This window comes from Streptomyces sp. NPDC048171 (assembly GCF_043202655.1).
Classification (GTDB): domain Bacteria; phylum Actinomycetota; class Actinomycetes; order Streptomycetales; family Streptomycetaceae; genus Streptomyces.
In genome coordinates this window covers 46,403-63,276 of record NZ_JBIDAU010000020.1, presented here as the reverse complement: position 1 = coordinate 63,276, position 16,874 = coordinate 46,403, and the positions used below count along the sequence as shown (strand labels likewise).

11 protein-coding genes and 4 pseudogenes are annotated in these 16,874 nt (G+C 69.5%); 9 read left to right on the top strand and 6 right to left on the bottom strand.

Annotated elements, in window-relative coordinates; genetic code table 11:
- The 4 genes from ACGF3J_RS37155 to ACGF3J_RS37140 form a co-directional block, all read right to left on the bottom strand.
- On the bottom strand, positions 1-2,691 hold the full coding sequence (locus ACGF3J_RS37155) for an ATP-binding protein (RefSeq protein WP_393855925.1): 2,691 nt from the start codon (positions 2,689-2,691) through the stop codon (positions 1-3).
- The gene (locus ACGF3J_RS37150; protein ID WP_393855924.1) at positions 2,688-3,272 is read right to left on the bottom strand and encodes a hypothetical protein; all 585 of its coding nucleotides are present in this window, start codon (positions 3,270-3,272) and stop codon (positions 2,688-2,690) included. The genes ACGF3J_RS37155 and ACGF3J_RS37150 overlap by 4 nt, the downstream gene beginning before the upstream one ends.
- Entirely contained in the window at positions 3,269-3,544 is a 276-nt protein-coding gene (locus tag ACGF3J_RS37145; protein ID WP_393855943.1) for a hypothetical protein, read from the bottom strand. The genes ACGF3J_RS37150 and ACGF3J_RS37145 overlap by 4 nt, the downstream gene beginning before the upstream one ends.
- Before the next feature lie 62 nt (positions 3,545-3,606).
- The gene (locus ACGF3J_RS37140) at positions 3,607-4,542 is read right to left on the bottom strand and encodes a conjugal transfer protein (protein ID WP_393855923.1); all 936 of its coding nucleotides are present in this window, start codon (positions 4,540-4,542) and stop codon (positions 3,607-3,609) included.
- 1,000 nt (positions 4,543-5,542) lie between these two features.
- Between ACGF3J_RS37140 and ACGF3J_RS37135 the strand changes: the two genes are divergently transcribed.
- From ACGF3J_RS37135 to ACGF3J_RS37115, 5 genes are all read left to right on the top strand, one after another.
- Positions 5,543-7,048 (top strand): hypothetical protein, encoded by a 1,506-nt coding sequence (locus ACGF3J_RS37135; RefSeq protein WP_393855942.1) that lies wholly within the window; start codon positions 5,543-5,545, stop codon positions 7,046-7,048.
- Entirely contained in the window at positions 7,045-7,962 is a 918-nt protein-coding gene (locus ACGF3J_RS37130; protein ID WP_393855922.1) for a hypothetical protein, read from the top strand. The genes ACGF3J_RS37135 and ACGF3J_RS37130 overlap by 4 nt, the downstream gene beginning before the upstream one ends.
- Positions 7,943-8,494 (top strand): hypothetical protein, encoded by a 552-nt coding sequence (locus tag ACGF3J_RS37125; protein ID WP_393855921.1) that lies wholly within the window; start codon positions 7,943-7,945, stop codon positions 8,492-8,494. The genes ACGF3J_RS37130 and ACGF3J_RS37125 overlap by 20 nt, the downstream gene beginning before the upstream one ends.
- A 988-nt stretch (positions 8,495-9,482) precedes the next feature.
- Positions 9,483-10,103 carry a hypothetical protein gene (locus tag ACGF3J_RS37120; protein WP_393855920.1) on the top strand — a complete coding sequence of 207 codons (621 nt, stop codon included), beginning with the start codon at positions 9,483-9,485 and terminating at the stop codon, positions 10,101-10,103.
- An 814-nt stretch (positions 10,104-10,917) separates the two neighbouring features.
- Positions 10,918-11,901, top strand: a complete 984-nt coding sequence (locus ACGF3J_RS37115) for an alpha/beta fold hydrolase (protein WP_393855919.1) — start codon at positions 10,918-10,920, stop codon at positions 11,899-11,901.
- Positions 11,902-12,185: 284 nt separating this feature from the next.
- Here ACGF3J_RS37115 and ACGF3J_RS37110 read toward each other — a convergent pair whose 3' ends face one another.
- Entirely contained in the window at positions 12,186-13,457 is a 1,272-nt protein-coding gene (locus tag ACGF3J_RS37110) for an alpha-L-fucosidase (RefSeq protein ID WP_393855918.1), read from the bottom strand.
- Positions 13,458-13,656: 199 nt separating this feature from the next.
- Between ACGF3J_RS37110 and ACGF3J_RS37105 the strand changes: the two are divergent.
- From ACGF3J_RS37105 to ACGF3J_RS37095, 3 genes and pseudogenes are all read left to right on the top strand, one after another.
- Positions 13,657-14,177, top strand: a pseudogene (locus ACGF3J_RS37105) (hypothetical protein); the annotation flags it as partial.
- Positions 14,178-14,721: 544 nt separating this feature from the next.
- Complete coding sequence (locus ACGF3J_RS37100; protein WP_393855917.1) at positions 14,722-15,186, top strand: DUF4304 domain-containing protein; 465 nt, start codon at positions 14,722-14,724, stop codon at positions 15,184-15,186.
- A gap of 211 nt (positions 15,187-15,397) precedes the next feature.
- Positions 15,398-15,487: pseudogene (locus ACGF3J_RS37095) on the top strand (transposase); the annotation flags it as partial.
- A gap of 187 nt (positions 15,488-15,674) precedes the next feature.
- Here the strand turns inward: ACGF3J_RS37095 and ACGF3J_RS37090 are convergent.
- Positions 15,675-15,998 (bottom strand): annotated as a pseudogene (locus ACGF3J_RS37090) (nucleotide sugar dehydrogenase); the annotation flags it as partial.
- 2 nt (positions 15,999-16,000) lie between these two features.
- On the opposite strand from ACGF3J_RS37090, the pseudogene ACGF3J_RS37085 reads away from it, so the two are divergent.
- Positions 16,001-16,772: pseudogene (locus tag ACGF3J_RS37085) on the top strand (glycosyltransferase family 2 protein).
- Positions 16,773-16,874: the final 102 nt, after the last annotated feature.

Below are 16,874 nucleotides of genomic sequence, written 5' to 3'. Positions count from 1 at the left end.
TCAGACCTGCCCGCTCTTCACCCCGGCAGGGTCGCCCGGCGGTTTGGGCACATCGGGCGCCGTGGCTGCGGTCGAGGTGCTGCGAGGCCCCGGGGTGGTGGTGATGGACCCGGCGATACGGGCGATGCGCGGAATGAGGGTCTTGACCCGTCCGGTGTTCTGTCGTGGGCAGGTCAGCAGGAACTCGCCTTCGCGGCCACTGTGGCCGACGGGGGACAGGCCCGCGGTCACCAGCCGTACCAGTTCGTCGTCGTCAGGGTTGAGGCCGATGAACTCCAGGCCGCGGCGGGCGCGTGCCCGGTCGGTGGTGCGGGCCAGCGCCCGGTAGGCCATCAGGCCGCGGTCGGGCCCGAGTTCCTGGGCGTCGTGGGAACCGGCGATCAGGCCGGCGCCGTGCTTGCGGCCGTCGTGGAGGATCTCGTGCACCAGCGCGGTGCCTTCAGCGGATGAGGTGAGCCAGTACAGCTCGTCCAGGACGACGGCGGTGAACCGCTGTGGGTCCTCGAACGCGGTCTGCCGCGCGAGCGCCGCGATCAGGTAGAGGACAGCCCGGCCGATGAGTGCTTCCAGCGGCTGCTGGTGCAGGACCTCGGGGTTGTCGAAGGCGGCCTTGGGCGGCAGCTTCAGTCCCGCCGTGGTGATCACGATCATGTCGCAGGCGCTGGAGGCATCCAGCCTCACGGGAGGCAGCGCGGGGTCGAACACCATCGCCGCCAGCGGGTTGGACGCCACGACCCGGACCAGACCGGCAAGAGTGGCGGCCGCGTCCTGCCGCCTGCCCGCCTCCCGCGTGCTCATCTCCTCAAGGACTTCCAGCACGCGCTGCATGGACGGCTTGTCGCCGGCGGCGGCCCGCTCGACAGCGTGGTGGAGCACCTCGCCGCTGGTGCTCATCGGGCCGATGCCCAGCTGGAGGGTGAGGTAGGACAGGGCATAGTGGCGGCCCTGAGGCCCGTCGAACATCCGCAGCGGGTCGATGGACACCTCGGCCCGGGCGGCGTCGACGATCTGCACCCGGCCCTGGGCGGCGCTGCGGGCGAAGGTGGCCCACTCGCGCACCGGGGTCCGGTCGATGCAGATCGCGCAGCCGCCACGTGCCCACACGGCCTCCGCGATCAGCTTCTGCAGCACGCTCTTGCCCGCGCCGAGGTCTCCGACGATCCCCATCGACGCCGACGCGTCCTGCTTCGGCGCGTCCGCGACGTTGATCATTACGGGGCGGCTGGTGCCGCAATCCAGGTCCAGCCCCAGGAACATTCCGTTCGGGTCGCCGACCTCGCTGGTGGTGAAGGCCCCGGACAGGGCCCAGTCCTCGGAGACCTGGTGCTGGGTGAACTCCCGCAGCATCCCCGGCCGTGCCGTGCCGGGCATCCCCAGGGTGAAGAGGACTTCCTGCAGTCCGGCGGGGCGCACGGCTCGGTAGTCGGCGCCGGAGAGCAGGGCGGTCAGGGCCCGGGCGCGGGCGTCACAGACGGCCGCGGTCGGCCCCCACACCGTCAGCACCGTCACCGACTGCACCTCCACCTCCACGGACGTGCGGGACAGGCGGGCGTCCAGCTCGCCCAGGTCGCGGGCGGCGTCGGTGAGGGAAGCGGGCATGCCCGTGGGCCGGGCGTCGTACTGGTCGGCCTGGTCGATCAGCTCGTTCTTCTTGCGCCGCACCTGATCGCGTGCCTTCTCCGCCGGCACCAGCGTCAGATCGACGGTGTAGTCGACGGGGAAGTCGAGCATCTCCAACTGCGCGAACAGATCCGCAGACACCGCACCGACCGCCGGCGGACACTCCGCAAGCGCCAGCTGCGCCTGGTAGCCCACCCCGCTGTCCGTCTCGACCTGCAGCCACCGCCTGCGCAGCGGCGACCCTGCCTGCAGCCGCCACCAGGCGGAGCGGCCCGACCGCGTGATGCGGCCCGCACCCTTGAGCTCCTCGGCATCGTCCAATTGGGGGTCGATACCACCTTCCTGCAGGCGCGCTTGGCCGAGGTCGGCGTAGCTGGGGGAGCGCAGCGCCCCGCCCTGGACCTGGCTGCCGTACAGGGTGCTGGTCTCGGCCTCGCTCAACAGCGGCTCCGCCAGGCCGCGGTGCAGGGCGTGCTGCACCATCCACACGATCTCCGCCGGACGGGCCGGCCGGAACGCGACAGCGCCGGCGAGCGCGGCCTCCACCCGGGACGCCTGCTCCCGGAAGGCCGTCACCTCACGGCGCGCCACCGGAGCAGCGCGCATCCCCAGCAGGGGTGCGACGTCTGCCCACATCGCGCCGAGCGACGCGGCTACCTGCCCGCCCGATTCGCTCTGCAGGGGCACCGCCAGCCACAGCGTCCGGCGGTGCATCTCCTGGCCCTCCAGCAGATCCAGGGTGGCTTCGACGTTCTCCACCCACGGATGCGGACCCGCACCCGGTGCCTGACCGGCGGGTTCGATGCCCTCGATCATCCTGAGGGCGATCTCGCCGGGGTCGACCTGCGCGCACAGCCCGAACAGCCGCGGCACCCCGGACAGGGACCGCACGAGATGCGTGACTTTGGCGAGCTGCTCGTCACGGACCGCAGGGGGCAGGTAGGTGCCCTGGACGGTCTCGGCCCGCTGCCCTTTCGCGTCGGGGCCGGTGTGCAGGCGGTAGAGGGCCCACACGTTGCCCTGTGTTGACCAGGCCAGGTGGCCTGCGATGTGACGGACGGGAACCCTCACCGCACATCCCCCGTCTCCTGGAGGCGGGCCAGCAGCTGCTGAACACCCGACACCGGCGCCACCGACACCGACACCGACACCGGCATCGGCGGCGCCTGCTGCCGGGTGGACGGCATCGGCGACGGGCGGCCAGCTCGGGCCCGGACGTCATCCTGGACTTGGGCGGTGCGCTGCCGCACCGTTGCAGGGACAGCCGGATGGTGTCCTTCGACGGTGAAGCCGCCCAGCAGGGGGTGTGCGGCACGGTCGCGTGCGGCCCTGCCGCCGGTGCGGCCGCCCTGCGGCTGCCAGGCCAGGAGCAGCCAGCCCAGCGCCGCCTGCAGCGGGGCACGCCCTTTGACCTTGGGTCGGCGTACCGCCCACACGGCCAGCACCCAGGCCACGACAGGGATCGGGCCCATCCACGTCCACCAGCTGATGGTCTTGACGAGGAGGATACCGCCGCCGACGAGGACGGCGATCTGCGCGGGGGTGTAGGGGCCGAGTGGGATCTTCCAGTCGGCGACCTTCCCCAGCACCCACGGATGACGCCGCGCGGTCGTGTAGAAGCGCCCGACCCTGTTCGCGGCCGCCGCGCTCACAGCAGGCCTCCCGCACCCTCGGATCCCACGCGCGCGCCCGGGTCGGTTCCCTGCACGAGGCCCGGGGCGGCGGGGGCGCCGTTGGCGGGGTTGTTCACCTCGTCGGTGAACATCTCCGCGAGGTCCTCGCGGGAGTCGTACAGCCCCAGCGCGATGATCATCAGCAGGAGGGCGCCGATCCCGGCCTTCAGGCTGAACCGCTGAACCATGATGACGACGACCAGCACGATCAGTCCGGCCTGCAGGCCCTTGGTCGCCCAGTCCTCGAACATGGTGATCCAGCCGTCGCCGAGGTCGTCCAGCTGCCCGGCCAGCACCACGTCAGGCACCCTGGTCACCGCGCACCCCCGCCCTGGACGGTCCCGGACTGCAGTGCGGCGATGTCCCACCGGCCGGAGCGGGCCGTGAGCGCGAGCTCGTAGGCCAGCGGCCAGTGGCCGGCGGCATCCCGCGCTTCGGCCTGGACCCGGACCCGGACCTTCGTGCCATCGGCCGGGATCTGGCTGGCGGCTGCGGCCTCCTCGACCGCCGACACTTCCTGCACGGTGACCGTCGAGTAGGGGACGGGGGAGACGGGCGCGAGCTCCACCCCAGGCGCGAGGTAGCGGTCGACCTCGGCGGTACCGGTGAGATAGGCGCCGAGGAACTCACCCACGGCCGAGACCAGAGCACTGTCGGAAGGGACACTCACCGTGAACGGAGCCTTGGGCACCGCGGCCCGAGCTGGACCAGCCACCACCCCCGGAGCACCGGTCACCGTAAACGAAACACCCGCCCGGTCAGCGGCCACAGGGACAGCGAAGTAGCGGACCGTGCTGTCGGCGAACTGCGCAGCGACCGTCACCGACCACGCATCCCCGTCGCGCTGCACACTGCGCACAGCAGTCACCGACCTCAGCTTCGACCTCGCACCGGCCGCCGGCTCCGGCAGAGCGACGCCCGGTGCGAGCAACTGCGCACGACGCGCCTGCGCACTGCCCGCCTCCTCCGCACTGCTGCGCAGCCACGCGTCGAGGAACACCTGCGCATAGCCCGCCGGGTCGGCCGCGACCGCCGCAGTGCGCACCGGGGCCTGCCTGACGGGGGCGGCAGCCTCGGCGGTGGCCGGACCGGAGGTCACCGCCACGGCCAGGGCGACGGGCCCGGCGGCGATAGCCGTGAACAGCGCCAGACGCGACAGGCGCACGCGCCGCCGCATCTTCTCCAGCTCGACCCCCGCGGCGATCGCGGGGGCGACCTCGCGATGCGAGGCCATCTTGCCCAGAGGCATAGTCAGACTCCCAGGTCAGGAATGGTTGTTGCTGACCTTGAGGAAATCCGTCAGCCCCGACCCGACCACCGACCACACAACCCCGACCACGATCACGAACAGGTCACGAACCCATGGTCGGCCCGACCATGGACCCCACAGGGTCCACACCGGCCCCGGCACTACAGAGCCGGGGACGAAGAGAGGCGCGCCGGCGCCCGGGAAGACGACGGCGTGACTGCCAGCTGCCCGCCAGCGGGCCCGACTGTGCAGCTTGGGACGACTGCGCATCTCCGCGTGCACACTCGGCTCGCTCGGCGACTCCACCCGCGTTGTGCAGCCGCGTGCCCATGGAACGCCGAGGCGGGTGCGCAGCCCGCGACTGTTCACACCGCCAGGCAGACGAAGGAGGCTTCGTCTTCTTCGTCGACCCGACCATGAGGCCGACCACGGCTGGTGAATGGGCAGGTCGGGGTTGCGTGTGGGGTGGTCGCGGGTGGTGGCTGCCCGTCTGGTTGGTGGCGGGAGGGGCCAGCTTGGTCGGCCCGACCATGGGCCCGACCACGGTCTGCGGAGGATGCGCGCCGGCGCCCGGGGAGACGACGGCGTGACTGCCATCTGTGCGTCAGCGGGCTGACTGTGCAGCCTGGGCGGACTGTGCATCTGGGCGGTGCGCACTCGGGTGCGCTCGGCGACTGTGCAGGACCCCCACCCTCGTTGTGCAGCCGCGTGCACATCGAGCGCCGAGGCCAGTGTGCAGCCGCGAGTGTGCATCCCACCTGGCACGCGAGAAGCTCTCCTTGATCAGCCCGACCATGGGGCCGACCAGGGTTGTTCAGGGCGTCAGTTGTCGGATCGTGATCTGTGGTCGGAGATTGTGGTCGTCTTCCTGGTCGGGGGTGGCCGGTGGGCTGACCCGCATGGAACTCGTGTGCGTCTCCTCATCCGGCGGCCTGGGACGGCTCGTTGTCGCAATCCGGCTCCAGACCCTCGACGACCTTGCGTGCCCCGTGTGCACACGGTGAGCGGCTTCGGGGCGGGGATCCGCCGGGGTGTGATGGCCGCTGATCAGTTCACGCAGATCGCCAACGGTCTGTTCCGTGACGGTCGGCTGTCTTACCGGGCTAAGGGAATCTTCGGGTATGTCAGTACGCACCGCAGCGGTTGGAAGGTGACGATCGCCGACCTCGTCCGCCTGGGCCCTGACGGCCGGGATGCGGTACGTGCTGGCCTGAAGGAACTTCAGGAGCACGGCTACCTGGTCTGTGAGCGCCAGCGCCACCCCGACGGCACCCTGGGCGAGAGCGTCTACGCCATCACCGACCACCCGGCCACCGCCCTCGCCGGCGGGCTCTGCGGCGCCGAAGCGGCGTCTGAGGGCTCAAAGGCCAGGCCGACCGACGGTTTCGGTGCGGGGATCCGCCGGGGGGTGATGGCGGGTGATCAGTTCACGCAGATCGCCAACGGCCTGTTCCGTGACGGCCGGTTGTCCTTCAAGGGGAAGGGGCTGTTCGGGCTGCTGTCCACGCATCGGGACGGCTGGCGGATGACGGTCACCGACCTCGCCCGCTGCGGCCGGGACGGCGAGGCAGCCGTCAAGAGCGGCCTGAAGGAACTGGAAAAACACGGCTTCCTCGTCCGCGAACGCGAGCGCGGCCAGGACGGAACTCTCGGTGCGGCGGTGTACTTCATCACCGACCTGCCCGCCCTGCAAAACCACAGGTCACACCCAGAGTCGGGTTTTCCACCAGTGGATGAACCTACGTTGGTCAACCGCCCCACTAAGAAGACCAAGAGAAAGAAGACCAACAAGCAGAAGACCAGCCCCCTCCATCCCTGCGGCCGCGCTACCACGACGCGGCTCTCCCGGGGGAAGGGCCGGCCAGAGGCGGCAGCCTCCCCGGCTGGCAGCTCGCCCGCAGCCCCCGATGCTTCGCCGGCTAGCCCGCCGGTGCTTGCGGCCGATGAGATGCATCCCGGGATCCAGCTGCTGCTGGAGATCGGAGCCGCTCAGCCCGAGCTGCTGCTGACCGGGAAGGCGCTGACCGATCAGGGCCGCGTCGTGACCGTGATGCTCGAACGTGGCTGGACCAGCATCCAGCTGCGGCACGTCATCGCCGGCCGTCCGCTGCCTGCTTCGGTGCGCACCAGCGTCGGCGCCATCATCGCCGCTCGCCTGCGCGCCGCCCAGGCCTATCCGCCCCCGGCCACCCTCACCGGCCCGCACCTCCCCGGCGACGTCCTGGGCGACGAACCGCCCATTCACCGGGCGATCGAGCCACCGTCGATGACGCCTGCGGCTCGCACCGTCGCCGAAGCCCTGACCTACCGCGCCCTGGTCGAGTGCGCCGGCTGCGGCGTCCCTGGCACCGCTCCCGGCGAAGACCTCTGCCCGGCCTGCCTCGGCTGGCCACTGTGCTCCACCTGCACTGGCCCCACCCCACGCCGCGCCCACCCCCACGGCGAGGGACGCTGCACCACCTGCGCCACGACCTTCACTGGACCGACGGAAGGAAGTACGCCATGACTACCCGGACACCACCGGCCAGCGGCTCCACAGAGCCGTTGCGCCCGTTCCGGCAGCAGCCCAGGCGGTGGGAGAGGGCACAGGTTCGGGCGCTGCGCGGCGGCCACGTCTGCTGTGGTGCCCAGTGCGTCAAGGGCTGCGAGCCCGTCCTGATCCGCGAGCGGACTGGATGGGGGTGGATCGACTGGACGGTACCGGCCGACGGGAGCCTGCCCCAGCAACCTGACCGGATCGCCGTGTTCAGCCCGGCCACCACCCGCGCGCAGCGCCTCGGACTGCGCTGGCTGGCCCGACGGCCGGCCTACCGAATCCGCCTCGGCCCACTGGCCCTACGTCCGGCCACGGCCGCCGTCATAGTTGTCGCCCTGATGATGGCGACCCTCGCCACCCTGCACGGCGGCGTTCCGCTGAGCATCACCGTGCCGGCGGCCGCCCTGGCCCCGCTGCTCGTGGAGCACCTGCCCGACGTCCTCGATGCCCGCGCCGGCGAGAACGCCCGCATCATCGACGCCGGACCCGCCTGCCGCTACCTCCACCGCCTCGCCGCTCTACAGACAGCGCTCACCGACGCGGCCGCCCGCAGCGACCAGTACCAGGTGCGGCGTGCCCAAGAGGTCGGCCACCAACAGCTGTTCGACACGGCAGACCTCCTCCAGAGCCATGAGACCCGGTCCGTCTCCGGCGTGCTCATCACCCGGGAGCGACTGATGCTGCAGCTCGTCGCGCAGACCGCCGAGATCCTCACGTCTACGGCAGACGACGCTCCTTGCGCCTCCCCAGGCCGGCCAAGCAGAGAGCCAGCGGGCCGGCACCGGTCCCTCCTCGCGCCATCAGCCCTCAGCCGAACCCTCAACGCCCTCAGCACTCACTCCACCGATGAAGGAGGAACTCAACATGGCAGACCACGGCCGTAAGCAGTCGACCGGCGGTGTGTACCTGCTCTTCGCGCACGAGCCCTACTATCCCGGCCCAGGCGCCCGGGAGATCAACACCAGCGTGGTAGCTGCCGACTCGCTGCTGCACCCGCACGTGCGCCAGCCCGACGGGGTCCGCATCCACGACGTCCTCACCACGGGAGGCCAGCCAGGCGAGATCATCCCGCTGGCCACCCTCACCCACGAGCTGAACGGCGGCGCCCACTGGCCGAGCGTCGCCGACTGGGAGGGCGTCACCCTCGACCTTCTGGAACTCGTCCACACAGGGCGGTGCGACGCCCTCCGTCTGGGCCTCTCCGAGCTGGCACGCGCCCTGCTGTGCACGGGACCACACGGCCTGGTCCGCGTCTTGGACGCGACGACCGACGACGTCGTCACCTACGGCTCTGCACAGCGCGCCGCGGTGTTAGACGACGTCGGCGTTCTTATGGCCGCTGTCGCTACCGAGCAGCCTTTCTGGCCAGGGGACAGCCTCCTGCCCGCGCTGGGCCGACTTGCCCGAGGGCGGTGAGCCCGATGGCTACCGATGAGCACAGGACGGAGCGCGACGAGTTCATGAGGTAGCCGTCCCTGACGAGGGTCCGCTGCGTAACAGCGGATGAGGTCGGTCGTGGAGACGCCGGCCTTGTACCGCACGAGGCGCAGCTTCCCCGCGTCGGCCACTGGACCCAGACGGCGCGGGTGCGGGGAGCAGTCGAGCCACTCCTTCCGCCATCAGTGACCCGGGGACTATCCCCGCGAGTGCAGGGAGCAGGGCATCTCAATCCTTCCGTTGCCCGCGGCGCCGGGACCATCCCCGCGGGTGCGGGGAGCAGTGAGCACCGTGAACCGTGACGCGCGGGCCTTCGGGACCACCCCGCTGGTGCGGGGAGCAGGCCAGCCACGAGACCGTGCTGGGCCTGGACCAGGGACCATCTCCGCGGGTGCGGGGAGCCTACGCCCAGTTCCAACAGGACATGACCGCCACGGGGCCACCCCCTCCGGTGCGGCGAGCAGGGCCGGGCCGACACTGGTCACTGGTCGATGTCGGGACCTATTCAGTAGTCCCGGGGCCGCTTCGAGTTCACCCCGGCGCAGGGACCATCCCTGATGGGATTCCTTGAAAACGGCCAGGCCTACTCACAATTCCCCACTCAGTTAAAGGCCGGACCAAGTGGGGAGTTTCAACGTCGCGTCCGTGTTGGCCGGGCCGCCGACCGTTCGGTGTGCGGGGCGTGCCGGCCGGTCAAGGGCGCCTTCGGCGGCGCTCCGCGCTGGCCTCTGGCCACCCTGGACAGTCCGCCCCGCCCCTGGGTCTGGCGCCACCAGGGCGTGAATAGTTGGCGGGCAGGAAATCCCGATGAGAACGATCATGGTCGGCTAGCGCGCCGCTCTGTGGGCTCGCTGAGGTTCGTGCCGGGGCGGGTCGGCCGGTCGCCAGGGCATCACGCCTGAGCACTCCGCAACCACTATCGACAGCTTTTCTTGTCAGGCAAGATAGCGACAGGTATCCTTGTCGCATGAACGATGTGATCCCGACCCCTGGCAGGAACGACGAGAACTTCTGGACCACCGTGATGACTCTGGTGGAGCCCGCCTGGTGTGAGCCCACCGAGGGCGACTCATTCGCCATGGACGACAAGGTGCTGGAAGCGGTCCGAGTGCTGGCCGAGGGGATCTCGACCCGTGCTCTCGCCTATCGCGCCGCCGACAAGCCCTTCGATACCGCGCTCATGGCTGCTCCCGATGTGCAGCTGGCCATGCTGAGGTCGCTGTACGAAGCCAAGCTGTCCGTCGACCGACTGGCCGAGAGCGCCGCCACCGTCGCCGGCCGCAGCGGAGCCAACTACGCGCAGCTGGGCGCGGCCTGGGGTGGCATCAAGCGCCAGTCGGCCCGCCTCAAGTGGCCGCACGCAGTGACCAAGAAGGCTGCCGGCGAGTCCGTCCCGCTTCAGTACGCGGGGGGCGGCGCCGTCATCCACCATGACCCGGATGCCGACGCCTGGTGGTTCACCGCCACCGCCGCGGATCAGCAGGAGAAGGAGTCCGAGGCCGTCCATGCCTCCTCCGCCGAGGCCATCGCAGGGGCGACCGAGTTCCTCTTGTCGCACGCCCTTCCCGCCCGGCAGGCGCAGGCCTGACCTCGCTGCCGTAGCTACGCGAAGCGTGGGAGCCGGCTCCCACGCCCCCCAACCGATCTCTGAATTGGTCTACGGCTGTCGAGGCGGCGGGATGTGAACCCACGACCTCTTCGTCCCGAACGAGCTTCTGCCGCGGAGCTCGCCTGCAAAGATGGCGATTGTGCAGGCCAGGGGAGTAGCGTCGGTTGATCTCGGCGGCTTTAGGAATGAACTGGTGAGTGGCTCGGCTCCCAGACGGCTGCCGGGCCAGCTCGTAGGGGAACCGCCCGGGCCCGTTGGCTGGTGTTATCCGAGCAGTGCGTCGACGGCAGCGGAGTGCTTCGCGGCGGGTTCTTCCTTCTGAGGTGCGCCTGTCGATGCGGGCGCGGGTGCGGGCGTCCCAGCGGAGACGGCCCAGCGTGATGGTGTTAGAGCCAGTAAGCCCTTAACCGGACCGAGTCAAGCAACGGCTTGACCCGACGTCGAGCACGGCACTGTCCTCAGTACGCAGGGCGCCACCCCAGCCGGGGCTGGCGCGCCGACTTTCAGTGGGCGAATCCGTGCTCCCGGAGTGTCGCGGTCGCTTCTGGGCGGGCGGACGTCGACGGTCCCCTCAACCCTGGACCTGCGGCTCCCGTCCACCGGACTACCGCTTGCCCGGCCGTATCCGCTCCGCCATCGCCATAGCGGTCAGCAACCCAGCGACTTGACCCCTTGACCCTCCCTTCTTCACTCTGTGTCACCGATCTTCACTCATATGGCTACACGGCGGTGCCGCGTCCCTCGCCCGAAAGCAGAGTGGTCAGCAGCCTCTCCCCTCAGAGAAAGCAGGGTCATGGAGTACATACGACGTGCAGCCGTCCGGCGGGCACTTCCCCTGGCCGCCCTCCTCCCCGCGGCCGCCCTGATGGCCGCGGGCCCCTGCCTGGCGTCCGAGAACGGAGGCGGTGCGACCCCGTCAGGCGGGACGTCTACAGGGGCCAGACCGACGGTTGTACTGGTGCACGGGTACTGGGCGGACGCATCCGGCTGGGACCGGATAGTCCAGAGTCTGCAGGTCGAGGGCTATCCCGTAGTCGCCACCGCGAACCCGCTGCGCAGCCTCTCCGGTGACGCCGATTACCTCGCTGCCAAGCTCAAGACGATCAAAGGCCCCATCGTCCTCGTCGGCCACTCCTACGGCGGAGCCGTCATAACCAACGCCGCCGCCGGCAACCCCAACGTCGAGTCCCTCGTCTACATCGCCGGGTTCGCGCCCGATAAGGGCGAGACCGCCTTCCAACTCGCGGCCAAGTACCCAGGCAGCAGGGTGACGGACGACCCGCATGCCCCGGTGCCGACTGCCCTGAATCCCGTACCGCTCGGCGGCGACCCGACGAACGTGGATCTGTACCTTAAACCGGACAAGTTCGGCGATGTCTTCCTGAGTGACCGGCTCGACGCGAATCGCACCCAGGTGCTTGCCGCAACCCAGCGGCCCGCGACCGCCGCCTCCGGCAACGAGCCCACACAGTCCGTCGCCTGGAAGACCATCCCGTCCTGGTTCCTCGTCGCCACCGACGACCGGACCATCGGCACCAACAACCTGCGTTTCATGGCGAAGCGGGCCAAGGCCACCACCGTCGAAGTCGACGCGCCGCACGCTGTCATGGAGACCAACCCCGACGACGTGACCAAGCTGATCCTCCGGGCCGCGGGCGGCTCGCGGCCGAGCCTTGCCAAGACCGGCACAAGCGGACGGATCGCATTCCTCGGCGGTGCCGCGGTGCTCTCCGTCGCCGTGGGCGCCGCCATGGTGACCCGCGCCCGCCGCACGTGACGGATCTGCGGGCCTAGGCGTGCCCTGAACGAGGAAGCTGTGGTAGCCCGGGCGCCAAGCTCGACCGGCTGAGGTCGCGGACGTCCTGACCGGAACGGGCCTCTGTCTCCGTGCGTATCCGATGTCCGCTCGGTTTGCGCGGGCGTCCACCAGCATCAGGTCGGTCCACATCACGGGACCGACCCTTGGAGAGCCGCCTCAGATGGTGCCGGGTTACCCAGCCGCCGACCACGACAACGAACCGACCGTCGTGGCCTCCCCTCAGACCCAGCATGGTTACTTGTTCACGCCCGGCCCCGGCCCGTGTACAGCTCCACTTCTCCGTCGAGTTCGAGGGCGAGGACGCTGCCGTGGCGGGCGAGGTCCGCCGGCTCGGGCGCGTCGATCCACAGGTCTCCGGGGACGTCGTGCAGACCACCGGTGCGACGGTGGGCGAGTTCGGTCCCGGTCCCGAGGACGCTGACTCGGCGCACCGCATTGCGCAGGCCGCGGACCGAGACCGCTTCGCTTGGTGGGTCGAAGCAGATCAGGAAGAGCGTGCGGCGGTCGGCGGACAACGTGCTCGGCCCGTAGTGGTGCCCCGGCGGCAGGCCCGCGACGCTGCCGTGGACGGCCGCTGAGTGGCGCCGTATCCAGTCGCCCAGCCCTTCGAGCCGTCGAGCCTGTTCGGGAAGGATGGTGCCGTCCGCCCGCGGTCCTACGTCGAGTAGGAGATTGCCTCCCATGCCTATCGTCTCTGCGAAGTACCGCACGAGTTGTCCTACGGTCTTGTGGTTGTCGTCGCGGGGTTGGTAGCCCCAGGAGTCGTTGACGGTCAGGCACATCTCCCATGCGGTCCTGGGTGCGGACATGGGCAGCCCCTGTTCGGGCGTGGCGTAGTCACCGTGGTCGAGCAGCCGGGAATTGCACACGGTGTCCGGTGCCATCTCACGGATCAGCCCGGCCAGTTCGGACATTCGCCACTGCTGGGCCGAGCGTTCCCACTCACCGTCGAACCAGAGCAGGTCCGGCCTGAACCGGGTGAGCAGTTCGTGTACTTGGCCGTCCCGGTAGTCGAGGTAGCGGTCCCAGGCGCTGAGGTCTTCGGCGCCCGGGGCGGGGGAGACGTAGCCGCTGTCGACCAGTTCGGGGTGGGGTGGGTGGGGGTGCCGTATCGAGGCGTAGTCGGGGTGGCTCCAGTCGGAGTGCGAGTAGTACAGACCGGCCCTGAGCCCTTCGGCTCGCATCGCGCTCACGTACTCGGCGACCAGGTCGCGGCTCGCGGGGGTGCGCCGGACCACGTTCAGGTCGCTCAACCGCGTGTCCCAGAGAGCCACTCCGTCGTGGTGCCGTGCCGTGAGGACGGCGTATCCGGCCCCGGCGCGGGCGAAGAGCCGGGCCCAGGCGCCGGGGTCGTAGGCGGACGCGGTGAAGCCGTCGAGTTGTCTCATGTACCGCTCGTGCGGCATGACGCCGTCGAAGAGGGCCCAGGACTCGGGCACGCCCTCGACCGAGTAGATGCCGTAGTGCACGAAGATGCCGAGCTTGGCTTCGGTGAACCAGGGTTGCATGGTCATTGTGGACCGTCCTCGCAGAATTTCGCCGTATGCGTTCGGGCTTGCCCCGTGATTCTCGCCGCGGTTGGCTTCGATGCCGTCAAGGTGGCCGCGCCCGCGCCGCGGAGGGTCAGGCTGAGAACGCGCATGCTGTAGCGCTGGAAGCCTAATCTTTTCGACACCTGCCGGTCGCAGTGATGTTGTGGTCGTCGGTGGTGGGATGGCCGGTGCGTCCATAGCCGCAGAGCTGTCCGAGCGGCTGTCGGTCGTGGTGGTGGAAGCGGCCGCCGCGGGAGATGAGCACAGCACGGGCCGGTCCGCCGTCGCTTTCCTGCCCCCGTACGGAAGCGCGGTGGTGCGCGCGCTCACCCGGGCGAGCCATTTGCTTATCGACTCGATGGCCGAGAAAACGTACGCCGCGGTTTCCGGCTGCGGCTACGTCCTCCACGTCGCCTCGCCCACCCTGCGCCACACCCCAGCGAACGACGACGAGCTCGTCGTCCCGGCCCGGGAGGGCCTACTCCGGGTTCTGCGCGCCGAGCGCCGCAGGCGTCCGCCGCACCGTCCCGACCAGTGCCTTCGGCGCCGTCGGCATCGGACACCCGCCACGCTCCACCTCGTTCACCGGGGAGGACTGGACCGACACCGACGTCCCGGGCTACCAGCGCTCCAAGACCCCGGCCGAACGGGCCGCCTGGCAGTTCGTCCGCGAGGAGGGCGGCGGCATGGAGCTGCGTGCGGCCCGGGTAGGGGGCAGGCTGAGGCAGCGATCCAGTGAAGGCCCTCTGCCAGGTGGAGGGGAAGGGGTATTCGTCGCAACTGTAGCCCGTCGGACGCGGGTAGCCGCCGTTGGCTGCCTGCGGGCATGCCGTATTTCCGGTCTTCTCTTGAAGCTCCGAGTCGGTCAGCCGGTGGAGCGGAGCCCCGGCCGGGCAGGCCGGGGGCCTGGGCTGCTTGGATGTGGCGGGCGTATTCCGGATTGGGACCGGTGAGGCTGACGATGTCGACAGCTTCGTAGTCCGAAATCACGCAACCGATGTTTGTGGTCCCGGGGTGGCCCTGTCACGGCGCACGTCGAACGTGGGTGTCGAGCTAACGCCCCCGAGTGCGAGCGGCAGATCGCCGCGGGGACGGTCGCCGGGCGGCCGGGCGTGCGTGAGTTGAAGTCGGATGCGAAGAGCAGCCAGGCGACTGGGCGGCAGCTACAGACGTAGGTCGCCGAGCTGCAGGACATGACCGGTCAGAGATGGACTGGCCGTCTCGATACGTATAAGAGGTTCGGCTGATGGTTAACTCGGTCCTCCTGGAGGCTTTCAATGAGGTCTTCAAGCCGCTGGGGTTTCGAAAAAAGTCGGCAAACTGGTACAGGGCATCCGGCGATCTCTACTGTGTCGTCGGCGTCCAGGAGTCCAGTTGGGACGAGTCGTGCTATGTGAACATCGGTTTCGCTCCGGCGGCCAATGTCAAGACGGGATGGCTCCCCGAGTCAAAATGTCTCGTGAGGTTTAGAGCGGACGCAATCACCTCCATTTCCCGTGACGGGCTCGACCTACTGTCTGGAGAAGTGGCGGAGGTGCGTGGAGGGGGTGACCTCCGTTTGGATCTCGTCGAGAAGGTTGCATCTCCGGTGGCGCAGGCAGTCAATTCGATCGAGAGCATCCAGGATTTGAAGAATCTGCTACGCACGAGCGTTAGCGATCAGGTGTTTGTTCATCGCGAAATCAGGGATGAATTGCTCACAGGGGGATAGCTCGACGCTCCTGATACGAGTCAGAAGGGTTCGCTGTGGCGAACTCGGACTGCTGGGATGTCGTTCTTGACGGGAATCATCCGCGCTGACGGCGGTAGACGACGGCAACGGCGGCGGACACCGGGTGTCCCCGGCCGTTGCCGTATCTGTGTCAGGGGCTGCCGAGCGCGGTGCTGAGGGTGTCGATGGCCTCGCGTTGGAGGCGGAGTCAGAACACCTCGGAGACCCGGATTCGGTCCTGATCATCGACGACACCGGGTTTCTGAAGAAGGGCATCCGCTCGGTCGGCGTACACCGCCAGCGCGCTCCAGCGACTCGTCGCCCGGGTGTACGGTGCTGAGCCGGTCGAGCTGATGGAACCAGGATCCGGGCGGTCTTGGCGCAGTTGCGCAGATTTCCGCCGCCGACGCGCTCGCTAAACAGGCCGCTGGATGGTCCGCTACTCGGAAGTCTGCCCCGCCTTGAGGCCTGAGGCCTCTTCCAGAATCGGCAGCAGCAGCTCCTCGGTGGTGCCGGTAGCTCGTGGACTCCAGGACCACCGTCGCGCCGTGGCGCAGGTGCTCACCCGGTGTCCGGGCACAGGACTCGATGTAGGTCAGGTCGGGCACGCCGTCCCGCAGCGGGGTCGGCAAGGTGATCACCGCGATGTCGAAGCCAGCCAGCGCGGCGGCGTCGGTGGTTGCGGAGTAGGCCCCGGAGGCCAGCACTGCGCGAAGCCGCGAGGAGGCCACGTCCCGCAGGCAGGACTGGCCGGCGGCGAGCCGCTGGACGCGGTGCGAGTCCACGTCAGAGCCGACGACACGGTGCCCCACCTCTGCTGCTCGTACGGCCAGGGGAAGCCCTACGTAGCCCTGATACCCTCGGCGCGGCCGTCCGATCAGTGCTCACGCAGACGCACGGTGACGTAGAGCTGCTGGTCACCGACGACCAGTCCTCCGACAGCTCAATTGGACCTGCTGATGGAGTTCGCAGCCCAGGACGAGCGCGTATTGCCCAAGACAGCGCCCGAGCGGGGCGGTGCGGGCCGGGCCCGCAACCTCGCGATCGAGAGGGCCCGCGGGGACTACGTCGCGTTCCTCAACTCCGACGACCTGTGGCTGCCGGAGAAGACCGAGAAGCAGCTCGCCTTCGCCGCCGAGGGCGATGCGCCGCTGACGTTCACCAGCTATTACAAGATGGACGCCGACTACGACGGCGAGAGCACCGACTGGGTCCCCAACGGGCGGGTGATCCGCGCGCGCGGGCACGTGGACTACCGGGCGATGCTGCGCCGGGACTACATCGGCGCCCTCACCGCCATGTACGACCGCAACGCCCTGGGCACCCGGCTGATGCCGGAGATGCGCAAGCGCCAGGACTACGCGCTGTGGCTGAGCATCATGCGAGACGGCGCCGACGCCCGCGGAGTGGCCGAACCGCTCGCCGTGTACCGAGCGGGCCAGACGGGATCGCTATCCTCCAACAAGATGTCCTTGGTCAAGTACGACTGGTCGCTGTACCGGGAGCACGAGGATCTGTCGGTTCCCCGGTCAACGCAGGCGCTGGCCGGCGCTGTCTGGCAGTCCCTGCGCAACTTGCGCATCTAACGCGCGCGGGCCGCCGTCACCGCACTGCCAGTCTTCCACGCCCCGCGCGTCGCCGAGATCCGCGCCCTGGCCCCGACCTGCGCGACCTCGACCAGGGACGCC

Coding starts and splice junctions, on each gene's coding strand:
- ACGF3J_RS37145 (WP_393855943.1), bottom strand. CDS start 3,544: ATGTTCGAGGACTGGGCGACCAAGGGCCTGCAGGCCGGACTGATCGTG.
- ACGF3J_RS37115 (WP_393855919.1), top strand. CDS start 10,918: ATGGAGTACATACGACGTGCAGCCGTCCGGCGGGCACTTCCCCTGGCC.
- ACGF3J_RS37140 (WP_393855923.1), bottom strand. CDS start 4,542: ATGCCTCTGGGCAAGATGGCCTCGCATCGCGAGGTCGCCCCCGCGATC.
- ACGF3J_RS37110 (WP_393855918.1), bottom strand. CDS start 13,457: ATGACCATGCAACCCTGGTTCACCGAAGCCAAGCTCGGCATCTTCGTG.
- ACGF3J_RS37125 (WP_393855921.1), top strand. CDS start 7,943: ATGGCAGACCACGGCCGTAAGCAGTCGACCGGCGGTGTGTACCTGCTC.
- ACGF3J_RS37120 (WP_393855920.1), top strand. CDS start 9,483: ATGAACGATGTGATCCCGACCCCTGGCAGGAACGACGAGAACTTCTGG.
- ACGF3J_RS37130 (WP_393855922.1), top strand. CDS start 7,045: ATGACTACCCGGACACCACCGGCCAGCGGCTCCACAGAGCCGTTGCGC.
- ACGF3J_RS37100 (WP_393855917.1), top strand. CDS start 14,722: ATGGTTAACTCGGTCCTCCTGGAGGCTTTCAATGAGGTCTTCAAGCCG.